Below are 14,809 nucleotides of genomic sequence, written 5' to 3' on the forward strand. Positions count from 1 at the left end.
CTAATTGCTAGAATTAAACGTATGAGTGAGGATACTGCATTACAAGCATTATTTGACGGTACGTTACGCAATTCTTCTGGCAATGTGACTAATGCGTTGCTTGTGTATGGTGCGCCGAATACTGGTAAAACGCAGTTTGCTGTGCGCGCAGCAATTTCCGGCTATAAGCGTTGGTCGCATAATGTTACTGCGATGGCTGTGCAAAATCGTGTTCTTGCTTCAAAAATTGACAATATTATTATTCGCCAAATTGGTGTAAGTAAGCAGTCTCGTCCAGTTGGCACTTTGGCTTCTTTGGCTTTTACTATCATTTCTGCTTGCTGTAAGTTAAAGAATAATCCTTCGCCTAAGCTGCTAAATGGTGCTGAGCAGGATTCTTTGCTTCGTAAAGTTTTGCGCGCACACATTGAGCATGTTATGCGTGGAGATAATGGTGATTGCAATATATGTGCGCTTTTTAAGGATTATTTTGAAACGTCTCAATGGGTTGTTCCATTAACTTGCGCAGTTTCCGCCGCTTCAGTGCCTTCTGCGCCTTCCGCAACTCCGGTTGCTCAAGCAGCTTCTTCGTCTCCAGAATTTTTGGCAGATAGATTCGATATTAACAACGCTTTTATGCATCAATTGCGCGATATGCTCGCTCGTTTAGATGAGCTTGGTATTAGCGATTTTGAAAGCGAAAATTCAGTTCTTCGCGCTCTTAGTGACGAGCAATCTTACGCCAATAATAGTGATATTTTACAAACGTCTGTGCTTATTAAACGTAGATTAACTCAATGGCGTTTGGCGTTTGCTTTGCGTGCTGAATATCGAAAAATAATTGCCGACACTTATAAGTCTTCTTTCCGACTTGACGCTTCGCAACTGTTGGTTGAGGGTGCAAAATCTGCGCGCGAATTAGGAGAGCATGGTTTAGTAAATTCTTCTGAAATTCCAGCTCTTCTTGTAGTCGATGATTATCAAGATATTACTTTGGCTGGTTTGAGTTTTATTGAGACTTTGTCGAAGATTGGCACGCGTTTAGTTTTGCTTGCGAATCCGGATGAATCTGTGCAATCGTTTAGAGGAGCGTACCCGGATTATGCAATTTCTGCAGCTTTGGATGAGTTGAATGCTGCTGAGCAAACTTTAGAATATACGGGTCTTGCTGATTCTTGCGAAAATTCTTCCGACGATTCTGCCGATTCTTCTAAAAATTATTCTGCAGATCTAACTTTTGCAAATCATACTCAAGCACCTTCGATGCGTGAATTGCTCGCTTCACGCGTTTCTCTTTCGCTTACTTCGCAATATAAAACAGATGTTGCGCTCCCAAATCGCCCTTGGAAAATGCCAAAATTTGTAGGCTCCTTACCGATTGAGCCTATAGAAACCCTCCAAAATTCTAATCTCAATTCAGACGACACTGTTTTTACAGCGTTATATCGTTCACAGCGCGAGGAATTAGATGCTGTTATTTGGCAAATGAAGCAATCTCACGTAAATAATAAGCGCAAGTGGAGCGATATGGCGTTAATTGCGCACGACAATTCTACTGTTCGTCTTTTTGGCGAGCAGCTTCGCGCTTCTGGGGTTCCTGTGCGATACTCGTCAGTGACTCGCCCATTAAAAGATGAGCCGTTTGTGCAAGGTTTATTTGCGCTTATTGAACTTGCTCAATTTGCGCAGCACGGTTTTTCTGGAATTGTTGAGCAAGTAAAACATGGTAGAAGTTTGCAAAATTTGGCTTCGTGGGTGCGTTTGCGAGTTCAGAATATTATGGATAGTCCGCTTTCCGCGATTACTAAAAGTGATTCTGGATTTTACGGTGATTTAGACGTTGAAATACCTGCGAAGTTATATTCTGTAGATTCGCTTATGCGTTCTCTTTCTTCTCTTTCGGCTGTTTTAATTGAGCAAAATGGTGAAAAGAACAAGAACTTTGAGTCTAATGCTCCTTTGCAAAATCTTGTTCATAACTGGGATTTGTTGCAAAATTCGCTTCATGATGCGCAAAGCAAAGCGTACGTTGAATCTCAAATTTTGGTTGATAATAGTTGTATTGATGGCAGTTCAAATGATCTTATGCCATTATCTCTCGATGCGTGCTATTTGCTTTGTGTAGCAGATGTTGCACGTTCTATAGATGATGATTCTACTGTATTGCAAATATTGCAGAATATGGCTCCTCGAAATCCGCACGTTGCAGCTTTTGTAAAACTGTGGAAAAACGTGCAAATTCTCGCTTCTCGTATGCACAATAATCCTGATTTGAGTAATGCTCAATACGCTCTTGGTGAGGCTTGGAATATTTGTCATGTTGCTGAGCGTTGGCAGCGTATGTCTTTACAGCATAATTCGGAAGGTTATCGAGCTAATGATCGCTTGGATGCTGCAATGCGTCTTTTTGATTATGTTTCTTCATATGTTTCTTCTGATATTTCTTCAATGAATACGTTTGACGATACTTTTAGACAAGAAAATGTTGTAAGTATTGCAGATTTTATAGCTCAAGTTCGTGGCATGGAAATTGAAGCTGATTCTCTTGCTAAAGTAGCACCTGTTCCAGATGCTGTAACGCTTACTACTCCTGCTGGTTCTGTTGGAAAACATTGGAATCTTGTGTGGATGCCTACTTTGCAACAACGTGTGTGGCCAAATCTTGCTTCTCGTAGCACTATGTTTGGCGCAGAAAGTTTAGCGAATATTATTTTACATTCTAAGATTTCTGCTTCTAAATTGACTGTGAATGCGTCACTTCTTTCGAATAATGATAAATCTGCAGTTTTTGCTTCGGAACAGCGCAGTTTTTTGTTAGCTATTACGCGCGCAACAGAGCGTTTATATATAAGCGCGCAATATAGCGATAGTGCTGTGCCAAGCGACTTTCTTTATTATTATTTGCCTGAAAGATACTACAATAATGAAAATTCGCGCACGCCTTTTACGGAATTTACTACACCTTTTGCTGGTTTAGATATGGATGCTCGTGGACTAGTGTGTGCTGCTCGTTCGCAAATTTTGCGTGCTTCTTCTATGAAAGAAGAGTTTGGCAATAGTGCATGTAGTGCAGATAATGCAGGTAATGCAAGTAGTCCCGATATTGCAAATAGTTCCAATAGTGAGAATAGTAAGTCTAGAAATGCGATTATTGACGCTGCTCAAACGTTGCAATTACTTAAAGAAAATGGAGTATTTTGCGCTGATCCTTTTGAGTGGGATTTTATGAGCGATATCGATGACTATGTTGATAAAAAATCTTCTGTTGAAAAAGACAATGAAAAAAACAATGAAAAAGCTGGCTCTGCTAAAAAAGCTAGTTCTGTTGTAAGCTTGTCTCCTTCAGCTGTAGATAGTTTGTGGGCATGCCCTGTGTGCGGATTGCTAAATCGTCAGCTTTTAGGTCCTCAACCCGGCAGTGCAGCAACGTATTTTGGCACGCTCATTCACGAAACTGCAAGATGGGCAAGCGAAAATCAGCATTACGATATGCCTGAAACTGAAGTTGATGAAACTGAAACAGCGAATAATTCAGCCGAAGTTGCGAATAATTCAGCCGACTATTCTCCCTACTCTCCGCTTGTGCGCCGCAGTAACGCAATCGCAAATCTTATGGAAAAGTATTACCTAAGTATTGCGCCTGAACTTGCAGATATTCGAGATAGTAAGGAGCATTATTCGGCTCTTGCGCGTGAGAAGAATATTAAACGTGCGTTACATGCAATTGCGCAATATTTTGTCACTTCTTACGATCAATCAACATATGCGCTTAACTCAAAAAAGTCAGAAAACGGCATATTAGAATCTCTTACAAAAAGCGAAAAATCTTTAGAAAGTAGCATAGGTAGATTGCAACAAGCGTATTGCGAATTGCAAACAAGCGCGCATTTTGGATTTAATGATATTGCTCGCGTATTGAACAATACTTTTAAGAATGCAAATTTGCAAACCGTTACTACGCATGATTGCTACGAATTGATGGGTGCTTTAGTTGGAGGATGGCCGGATGGCGCAAGTGAAGATATGCAAGTACATATTCACGGTCGAATTGATCGCATGGAAAAGCGCATCAATTCAGATGGTTCCGAGCATATTCGCTTACTGGACTACAAAACAGGAAAGCCTTTAACAGCAAGCGGAGTTTTTAACGATTTGCAGCTAGTTTGTTACCAGCTTGCTTTACTTTTTTCTGATGAGAATCCGCTTATTGATGCGTCGAATGCGCCGATTATTTCGCGAAGTATTCTATTTCACGTTGCTAAGAACGATTATCCTGCTCAAGATCATAACGTTGCTGAAAACGTGTATCAGCCGCCGCTTTGCGTAAAAAATGCTTTCAATAATAATCCGCTTGAGTTACGAGTTGGATTCAAAAATATGGCAAGATTGTTAGATTGTCCGCATCTTGACGATATTGCGAAGAATTGTCCAGAAAATGTAAGCGAAAGCGCTTGGCAGTCGTTTACATCATTAAACCAAAGTGCAAAATGGTCTCTTACTATGATTTCGCGCGTTTGCTATGCTGCTGCGGCAGTTCGTTCGCATAAGATTATTGCGCACCCAACTTCTGAACACTTGAAGTATTGCAACGGAAAACAAGTATGCCCAGCATGCGCAGGTTGTATAGACACTGTATATGAGGTGTTGTAGTTATGATTGATAAAACAAATAAGCAATTTACTCGCAAGAACACCGATAGTGCGGAGCAAGCTGCAGCAATTCAAGCGCCAACAAATAAGAACATGATTATTGTTGCAGGAGCTGGAAGCGGCAAAACGTATACGATGACTCGTCGAGTTATCGACCTTATTGAGCGCGGAGTTGCTCCTGAAAGTATTTTGGGTTTGACTTTTACTAATAAAGCAGCTTCTGAGCTGCTTGCAAGAGTTGCTCAAGCTGTAAGTCAGCATAGTAGCGAAATAAATAAGCTTATCAATAATGCAAATTCCGCATCTTCAAGTGGCTTTTTGAAGCCAGAAGTAATGACATACGATGCTTTTTTCCAGTCAATTGTGCGCCAATATGGTTTGCTTGTTGGATTTGATCAAAATACGCAACCTTTAAGCGATGCAGGTGCGCGCGAATTAATAAAACCGCTAGTAAACGATTATGTTACTAATCATGCGGAAGTGCTGTCTTGGTATAGTTTTGATGCGCTTATTGACGACGTGCTTGCGCTCGCAGCAGATATTTCATGCTCGATGATTGGCATAAATAGCAGGGGAGAGTCTATAGATAGCACGTCTAAAGCTGTTTTAGAAATTCAAAAGTGGAATAACGCTTGGATTGAGCATTTGCAAAAAGCAATTAATTGTGCTGAAACTACTGAAATAATTGCAAAAAAGCCTAGCTCTATTAAATTGCGTCGCGGAAAAAACGATTCAGATGAAAAATATTTCGAAAAGTGCGAAAATTACGGAAAAGAATACGTAGAATACCTGAATATTACATTAAAAAATAAGTGTTATGAATCTTGTAATAACTTGCTTGAAGCTGCTGAGAAGCGCAATGTATTACTTGAATTAGTTTTGGCTTTTGACGCAGCAAAGCAGCGCGCAAATATGGCGCAATTTAGCGATTTTACTATTGCTGCATACCGTTTGGTGACGCATTTTCCTTCTATTGCAGAGCAGTATCGCCGCCAATACAGCCAAGTTTTGCTTGATGAATATCAAGATACTTCTACAACTCAAGCAATGCTGATTGCAACGCTGTTTCATAAAAAAACTAGCGGTGTGGAAGAAGCTAGTGTTGCTGCGAAAACTAGCGAAAATCAAGACTTTTTAACTACTCAACAAACGAATATTGCTGCAGTAGGTGATCCGTTCCAAGCTATTTACTCGTTTAGAGGAGCTAGTTCCGGAGCTTTCAGAAAGCTTGAGCAAGCACTAAATATCGACCAGTCAAGTGAGTTTTCTCTTACTAGAACGCGACGCAATTCGCAGCTTATTTTAAAAGCTGCAAATTCTATTACGAAACCTTTGCGAGTGCCTGCGCTTCGCCATAGTAGTTCACTTGCTACAGAAGTAGAAGTGAAAAACTTGCAATACTTAGATAATGCACCAAAAGGTACTTTTAGTGTGTTAAATATGCCTACGCAATATCAAGAAGTAGAAGCCGTTGTGCGTTTTGTAAAATATGTAAAACATAATGCGCTATCTGAAAACGACGATACTAATTCTGCATCTGCTCGAGTTGCAGTTCTTTTCCGTAGCAAAAATAATATTCCGTTATATGAAGAAGCATTACAAAAAGCAGGTTTACGCACTCTTACTGTTGGGTATTCTGCATTGCTTGAAAAACCAGAAATTCGAGATGTTTTAGCTCTTCTTTCTGTTGTTGCAGATCACACAAATACTCAAGCTTTGATGAGATTGCTTGCAACTCCTCGTTTTGCGCTTAATACTGACGATTTGGCTGCTATAGCTAATATTGCAACATCAAAGAATATCGAATATGTTTTTCGTGCTTTAGTGCAAGCAGGTTTAGTAAACGCTGAAACTCCTCGCTCTAAGTGGTCGCAAGTTGTTCGAGAACAGCAATCTCAAGCTTCGCAAACCAATAGTATTCATGGTGGAGTTTTTGTGGCGGATGTTTTGCTTGAAGCATACGAAACGCAACTAAGCGAAGAAGCAAAAAATAACGACAACAATAACAATAATTTGCTTTTTGAGCTAAAAAATAATTTAAGCTCTAAAGCTTATGTAGCAGTGTTAAGAATAGGGCAAATGATTCATGCAATACAACGTGCTCAATCTGGCTCTTTGCAAGATATTATGCGCGTTGCTGTAGAAACGCTTAACGTTGATATTGACGTTGCGCTATCTCGTGCGCTTATGAATGATACTTCCTCTAATGCAACGCTTCTTGACGATATGCACTCTACTGTCGATTCTATTTGTTTACTAGCAGACGCGTATTTGCAAGAAATGAGCGATTTTACAACTCCTACTTTGCATGGGTTTATGTCTTGGATTTTCAATATAGACAAAATTAACGATCAACCTTCTTCAGTGGATGAGGCTGCGGATGTCGTATTAATGACTATTCACCAATCGAAAGGTTTGGAATGGCCTGCCGTAGCGATAGTTGGGCTTAATGAAGGCGCGTTCCCAAGTAATCAAGGCGATAATTTGCGCGTAATAGCAACGCAACAAAGTGGCGTGTACAGGGAAAGGGCATACGCAACGCTCGAAGTTGCTGCAAAAGTGCCTGTTTCTATGAGAGTGGATGCAAACATATTGCCAAGATTCCCTCACGATGTTGATCTTGAAACTAGCATGGAACCTCAAAAATCTTTGAAAAATATGTTAACTGTAGACGATATCGACGCAGAAGTTTATGGATCAAGAGCTAGAGAAATGTTTGATTTGGCAGAAAAATTCCATGAGCATGAGCAGGCTCCAGTAGAAGCGATTCCTTCAGAAGCTAGCAAAGTGTATGACGCTGTGATGAAAACTGGCACATTGCCTCTTTCACAAGTCGAAGAGCGTGGGCGCGCTTTGCATATTGACGAGCGTCACCTTATGTATGTTGCTTTGACGCGTGCTAAATTCGCAGCATTGCTCACTTGCAGCCAGTCTAATGCTATGAGCGTTGTTGAGAATAAAGAAAATTTTGCCAATAGTGCAGCTTCTTCTGTAGATGAATCTTCAAATATTTCAACTTCTAGAGTTAAAAAACCTTCTGTTTTTTGGCAGGAAATGTATGATTCAATGCGCGAATCTGAAGAATCTCCGGTTCAGGCCACAGCTAAGGTTTCAGATTCTTCAAATCAAGTAGGTTATGTTGTAGGGGAGTCAGCTTCGCAACTTGCGCAATTATTTAGCGAGGAAAGCACTATTCCAACTGAAGATAATGAGAAACAATTATCTTGGCCGAGTGCATCTAGTGAAGCTATACGTAGTGTATTGCAAAAATCTGCGCAAGACGTTGTAAATTCAAAAATGAGTAATCAAATTTCTGGTATTTCAAAAGATAATTCTTTGCTTTACAAAGCTCAAGCTTTGCTACAAGATGCAGATTTAATGCCGAAAATTGATTGGTATCACAACATTCAAGAGTTAAAAAACAGAGCAGAGCAGCTTTCTAATGTTGAAAATGTCAATGTGACTGCTGTGCAAAGGCGCGCTATGTTTCGTAATGATTATTCGCGCGCGAATGAAGATTTTAATGATGCGGATGCTAAGCGTTTGCGGAAGGAATGGATGGCAATTATTCGCCCTATTCCTAGCGTTTCTTCGCCTGCTTCTGATTTGGGAACGCGTTTTCATGCTTGGGCTGAACAGTTTGTAAAAGCTGGTTGCGTGAATAAAAATTCTATTCAGTATGACGTTGATGAAAACGTTGATGAGAATGCTGTTGAGAACGTTGCTGAAACTTGCGAGAATATTTCGCAAAATGCAAAATCTTCGGAGCGCAAATTGTTGATATGGAAGCAGCGTTTAATAACATCAAAATGGGCGCATCGCCGTCCTATAGCAGCAGAGCAGCCGATTGTAGCTCATGTTCCAGAATTAGGCGATCAAATTATTAATGGCAAAATCGACGCAATATTTGCAGGTGGTTTAAATCCAGAAGATCCAAGCAAATTGTACACGATAGTCGATTGGAAAACCGGAAGAAAACCAACCAAACCACAAGATATTGCGCTTAAACTTGGCCAGCTTGACTGGTATCGTCTGCTTTTGTCTCTTATGACTAAGGTTCCGCTTGATGCTATCGATGCCACCCTTTATTATGTGAACATATCGGATGAATGTGAACGGGAAATTCATGCCGAGCAAAAAACGAAAGATGAGATCCTTGCCGAGTTACACTCTGACACGTTAATCTCCCTCGATGATGATGACGCATAAATGTTGCTATTGCAATCATTTTGTCGCAATTTATTTGCTGCAATTTTTGTTTGCTGTAACGTATTTTGCGCCGCGATTGAAACGCATCGTGCATCACTTCGAAAACGTGCAGATTCCTCGTGCAGTGTGTGTGGGCGGGCATACGCACAACATCGATTTGAGTATGAAGTAAGGAAGAATCATGACTGTTGAATTTCGTTCTGTAAAACTCAGTGATATTGATGCAATGGTTAAAGAATATGAACGTACTTGGGGTATTGCGCAAAAAGTTGGGAAAGATGCTTCGTTAAGTCTTTCTCGAAGATGTGTGTTGCATTACTTAGAACCTTCAACGCATGGTACTATTGCTGAAATAGACGGTAAGTTTATGGGTCTGCTTTTGGCGCGAGTTTTTGACGCACCTGTTTTATTTCCAGAAGTAGGGAGAATGCTTCGCGAGCAAGAAGCCGCAATGAAAGAAAATTGTGACAAAAACTATGCTCTCGCTTTAGAAGAAGCGTACGGCATGCGCGCGTTGGAAACTAAACTTGAAGCGAAATCTCATATCAATAATTTAACTCAAGCGGAATTGGAGCTTTTCCTTGTTTCTCCAGATGCTCGTGGGCATGGTGTCGGTGGAGGCTTGTGGAAGCGAACAATGCATATGCTAAGAAATAACGGAGTAAATCGTTACTATTTGCATACTGATTCAGCGTGTGACGTAAGCTTTTACGATTATCACGGGCTTAGAAGAGATGCTTCTTTTATGCGCTCGGATCATCCTTATGAAGCTAAGAACGTGAAATCTTTGGTGGATGACTTGTATATTTACTCAGGTGAGCCGAGAGTTCGTTCAAAGCAAGCAAATGCTCGTTCTAAAACGCGTTAATAAAAATATGCAAATGTATAACGTTGCGTGACTTGCTTGACAAAAAGGAGCAAAGAAATATATGTCGTCCCAAAAGGCAACTAAGAAAGCATCGGTATTTTCTCAATATTCTAGATTATTTTCATTTAATGGAGCTAAAGCGTTTTGTGTAGCAGGCGCGACTGCGCGTTTGCCAATGTCTATGATTGCGTTGGGAATTGTTCTTGCATTAAACCATTTGTATAACAACTGGACTATTGCTGGAGCAATGTCTGCGTCGTATGTGCTTGCACAAGCTGCGGTAACTCCTGTGTATGCTAAGCTTTTTGACCGTTTTGGTCAGCGTAAAGTTGGAGTTATTGCGCTAAGTGCACAAGTAATCGCTATGATTTCTTTTGCATTTGCAGCTTTATTTAAGGTTCCTCTTGTTTTGCTTTTTGTGTTAGCAATTGTGATGGGCGTAACTCAGTTTGCTTTTGGCGCGTTGGTGCGTACTCGTTGGGCTTATACATTGCGTGCAGAAGATGACGATTCTTTATTAAACGTTGCTTATGCGTTGGAATCTGGTATCGATGAAATTGTGTTTATATTAGGACCTATTTTGGCTGCGTGGTTAGCAACTTCTGTGCACCCTGTTTCGCAATTATTCGTGCCAGTATTTGCAAGTGGATTGGGCGGAGCTTGGTTCTTTTCTCTAAAAAATACTCAACCTGCTGTGCTCAAAGTAGTGGAAGTTCCAACTGCTGCAGCTGAAGATGTTGATGTATTAATCGCTTCTCAAAAAGAAGATGAAATTTCCAAAGATTATGTGGCATCTCAAAAGCAAGAAGCGAAACGCTCATTTGTAGACAAATTTAGTCTTAAGCAATTGCATAATCATCGCTCAAAAAAGCGCGGTAAAAACGTGCTGCTTTACCGCGGCATTATCCCGCTTGTGCTCATGTTTGTTGTATTTAATATGAGTTTTAGTGCATTTGACGTGTCTGTAACAGCTGCAATGAAAGCTCAGGGGCTTGATCATTTCATTGGTATGCAGTTGGCATTGTTTGCATGTGGTTCGCTTGTGGGAGCGATTATTTTTGGATCGCATAAATTCCGCGGTTCTAATTGGTCGCATCTGATTGTATTTTTGACTGTTTTAACTGTCGGATTTATGCTTATGAGTCTTAATATAGACAGACTTGTGCTTATGAGCGTTTTTGAAGTGCTTTCCGGCTTATGTGTTTCGCCAATTTTTGCTACTGGAAATCTTATTGTGAAAGCAACTGTTCCTGAAGAATCGCTTACGGAAGGTCTTTCATGGCTACCAACTGCGTCTGCTGTCGGCTGTTCTTTAGGTTCGATGGCTGCTGGAGCTGCAATCGACTCGTGGAATTCGCATGCCGGAATGATGGTTCCATGGATCTCAACAATGGCAGCTATACCTATCGCCACGCTTGGCTGGTTTATTGTAATGGTGCTTAAAAAGCGACATTAACTGCGCACGTGTGTAAAGTTTCTGCCGTTTTCTCGCTTTAATCCGATCGAAATTTTACAGCTGCGTAAAGTTTCTGCCGCTTCAGTGACAAAAGCTGAGTTGAGTCCTAACGGTACACTAGAAAGAAGTGCGCAATATCGCAAGATGTAGTGAGATGAATATGAAAATAGAATATGATGAACGTACTGAGGAAATTCTTGCTGAAGTAGTACGCGATGCGTTGCAATCTGACGCTGATAATATGCGTTCTCTTAATAACCAAGAATCTTCTGCGTCGTCTAAGCAAATTCGACAGTCGGTGAAAAAAGTGAATAAAAAAATGTCTGCTGATACTTCAACTAAATCAGTATCTACTAAAGATGTAAAAACTGCTAAAACTAAATCAACTAAAAAAGCTAAATTCAACAAAGAAACTAAAACAGAAAATGCAAAGTCATCAACTCGTAGAACAGGAAATGTTCTTCCTCCTGTAGTTAACGATCAAAGAGAAGGTGCTCTTATTGCGCCGCCAAAGTATCGTAAAGGATCAATGCGAATCGTTCCACTCGGCGGTTTGGGTGAAATCGGCCGCAATATGAACGTAATTGAATATAACGGTCATATTTTGCTTATCGATTGCGGTGTGCTGTTTCCGGAAGAAGAGCAGCCAGGCGTTGATTTGATTTTGCCTGATTTCCACTATATTCAGGATCGACTTGATAAGGTTGAAGCTTTAGTTTTGACGCACGGTCACGAAGATCATATTGGTGGTGTGCCGTATCTTCTTAAGATGCGTCCGGATATTCCGCTGATTGGTTCTAAGCTTACTTTGGCTTTTGTTGAAGCAAAGTGCCAGGAGCATCATATTGAGCCGAAACTTACTCGCGTTGAAGGCCGCGATAAGATGAAAGTAGGTCCGTTTAATCTTGAGTTTATTACGGTGACGCACTCGATTCCGGACGCGCTTGCTGTTTGTGTTAAAACGCCTGCTGGAACTTTGATTGATACTGGCGATATTAAGCTCGATCAGCTTCCTCTTGACCATCGTATTACTGATTTAGTTGAGTTTGGTCGCTTAGGTGAGCAGGGCATAGATTTGCTTATGGCTGATTCCACTAATGCTGAAGTTCCAGGATTTGTAAAGCCTGAAACTTCGATTGGTCCGGCTTTGGATCGCGCTTTTGCTGAAGCTACGCGCAAGATTATTGTTGCTAGTTTCTCAAGCCACGTGCATCGCGTGCAGCAAGTGGTTGACGCAGCTCACAAGTTTGGCAGAAAAGTGGTGTTTGTTGGGCGATCAATGGTTAGAAATATGTCAATTGCTGCGGATTTAGGCTACTTGCATATTCCTGAAAACACGGTTGTGGACTTAAAGCAGGCCAAGGATGTTCAAGACGACAAGCTCGTATACATGTGCACTGGTTCACAAGGCGAGCCTATGGCTGCACTCGGGCGTATTGCAGATGGCAATCACCGAGATATTACTGTTAATGAGTTCGACACTGTTATTCTTGCAAGTTCGCTTATTCCAGGAAATGAGCACGAAGTTTATAAGGTTATTAACAAGCTTGTGCAGTTGGGTGCGCGTGTAATCAACAAAGATAACGCTGCAATTCACGTGTCTGGTCATTGCAATGAAGGCGAGCTTTTGTACTTGTACAACATTGTGAAGCCAAAGTGCGCCATGCCAATTCATGGTGAGCATCGTCACTTGGTTGCAAACGGATTGATTGCAGTAAAAACTGGCGTTGATCCAAATAACGTTGTGCTTGCTGAAGACGGCGATGTTGTGGATTTGTATCATGGCAATGCTGCAGTTGTTGGTTCTGTACCATGCGGTTACGTGTATGTTGATGGTGATTCTGTTGGTGAGCTTACAGATGAAGAGCTTGAAAAGCGCAGAATTTTGGGCACGGAAGGTTTCGTATCGAGCTTTGTTGTAGTTGATACAGAGCACGCTGACGTTGTTTCTGGTCCAAAGATTTTCTTGAATGCTGTTGCTGAAGACGAGGCTGATTTTGAGAAGGTTCGTCATCAAATTGTTGAACAGTTGCAGGATGCGATGATGCGCGGTGAGCACGATACTCATAAGTTGCAGCAGATTATGCGACGAACTTTGGGTAGTTGGGTTGCTCGCGCTTTGCGCAGGAAGCCTATGCTCGTGCCGGTAGTTGCGGATATTGCAAAAAATAATCAAGAATAATCAAAAATAAAGAAAATATTCGCAATTATTTGTAAATAGCTAAAAATAATCGTAAATATAATCAAAAATAAGAAAAATATAAGGAAGGTACAAAATATGCCAGGAGCAAATCTGACTCGCGTAGAAGCTCAAGAGCGTTTCGACGCTATCCAAATGCCAATTCACTACGATGTTGCGCTCGATTTAGGAAAAGGCGGACGCGATTTTACTTCGCGCACGAAGATTGAGTTCGATGCTAAAGCTGGTAGCGCAAGCTTCCTCGATTTAATTGCAAACAGCGTAGAATCTGTGGTGTTAAACGGTACCGCTCTTGACGTTTCTAAAGTTTTTGCAGACAGTCGAATTGAGCTTGCAAATTTGCTTGAGCATAATACCGTAGAAGTTGTAGCAAACTGCCAGTATTCCAACACGGGCGAAGGTTTGCACAGAAGCGTGGATCCTTCCGACGGAAACGTTTATTTGTATACTCAGTTCGAAGTGCCGGATGCTCGCCGCGTTTATGCTGTGTTTGATCAGCCGGATTTAAAGGCTGTTTTTGACTTTACGGTGGACGCTCCAGAAAGTTGGATTGTGACTTCCAATATGCCAGTTAAAAGCGAAACCGCGTTGGAAGGCCGCGAAACTGAAGCAGGCACTTTGGAAAATGGCGCTGTAGAAGGCATGAAGCGTTGGGTATTCGAGTCAACTCCAAAGATGAGCTCCTACTTAACTGCTATCTGCGCAGGCCCTTACGCGCAGTGGCACACAACTTACAACAATGAAGACGGTCGCGTAGTTCCAATGGCAATGTACTGCCGTCAGGCACTTAAAGACGCTTTTGCAAAAGACGTTGACTACTTGTTCGATATTACGAAGAAAGGTTTTGCTTTCTACGCTAAGACTTGGGGAGTGCCGTATCCGTACGCAAAGTACGATCAGATTTACGTTCCAGAATATAACGCTGGAGCTATGGAAAACATTGGTATGGTCACGATTCGCGACCAGTACGTGTTTGAATCCAAAGTCACGGACGCTTATGCTGAGCGCCGCGTTGTAACAGTTTTGCATGAGCTTGCACACATGTGGTTCGGCGACTACGTGACCATGAAGTGGTGGAATGATTTGTGGCTTAACGAATCCTTCGCAGAATTCACTTCTACTCTTGCAACTGCTGAAGCAACCGAATGGCATGACGCTTGGAGCACTTTCAATTCCGGCGAAAAAAGCTGGGCACTTAATCAAGATCAGCTTCCAACAACGCACCCAATCGTGGCTCCAATCAACGATTTGAATGACACTTCCGTCAACTTCGACGGCATCACTTATGCAAAGGGTGCTTCTGTATTGAAGCAACTCGTAGCGTATGTTGGTCGCGAAAAGTTCTTTGAAGGAATCCACAACTATTTGAGCAAGCATGCATACAGCAACGCAACTTTGGCTGATTTGTTGCACGAGTTAGAGCTTACAAGCGGACGCGATTTGAAGGC

Annotated in this window: 6 protein-coding genes; all 6 read left to right on the forward strand. The window is 41.5% G+C overall.

Features of this window, described 5'->3' with window-relative positions; translation table 11 throughout:
- Positions 1-21: 21 nt before the first annotated feature.
- Entirely contained in the window at positions 22-4,629 is a 4,608-nt protein-coding gene (locus D0T18_RS05970; RefSeq protein WP_116440675.1) for a PD-(D/E)XK nuclease family protein, read from the forward strand.
- A gap of 2 nt (positions 4,630-4,631) precedes the next feature.
- On the forward strand, positions 4,632-8,837 hold the full coding sequence (locus D0T18_RS05975) for an ATP-dependent DNA helicase (protein WP_116440676.1): 4,206 nt from the start codon (positions 4,632-4,634) through the stop codon (positions 8,835-8,837).
- Between the two features lie 181 nt (positions 8,838-9,018).
- Entirely contained in the window at positions 9,019-9,705 is a 687-nt protein-coding gene (locus D0T18_RS05985) for a GNAT family N-acetyltransferase (RefSeq protein ID WP_004109321.1), read from the forward strand.
- 61 nt (positions 9,706-9,766) lie between these two features.
- Positions 9,767-11,161, forward strand: coding sequence for an MFS transporter (locus D0T18_RS05990; RefSeq protein WP_116440677.1), 1,395 nt, complete (start codon positions 9,767-9,769; stop codon positions 11,159-11,161).
- 154 nt (positions 11,162-11,315) lie between these two features.
- Positions 11,316-13,343 (forward strand): ribonuclease J, encoded by a 2,028-nt coding sequence (locus D0T18_RS05995; RefSeq protein WP_116440678.1) that lies wholly within the window; start codon positions 11,316-11,318, stop codon positions 13,341-13,343.
- A 96-nt stretch (positions 13,344-13,439) separates the two neighbouring features.
- Positions 13,440-14,809 (forward strand): aminopeptidase N (pepN, locus tag D0T18_RS06000; RefSeq protein WP_116440679.1); only part of this gene is annotated, 1,370 nt, incomplete at its 3' end.

The organism is Gardnerella swidsinskii (assembly GCF_003397705.1).
Taxonomy (GTDB): Bacteria; Actinomycetota; Actinomycetes; order Actinomycetales; family Bifidobacteriaceae; genus Bifidobacterium; species Bifidobacterium swidsinskii.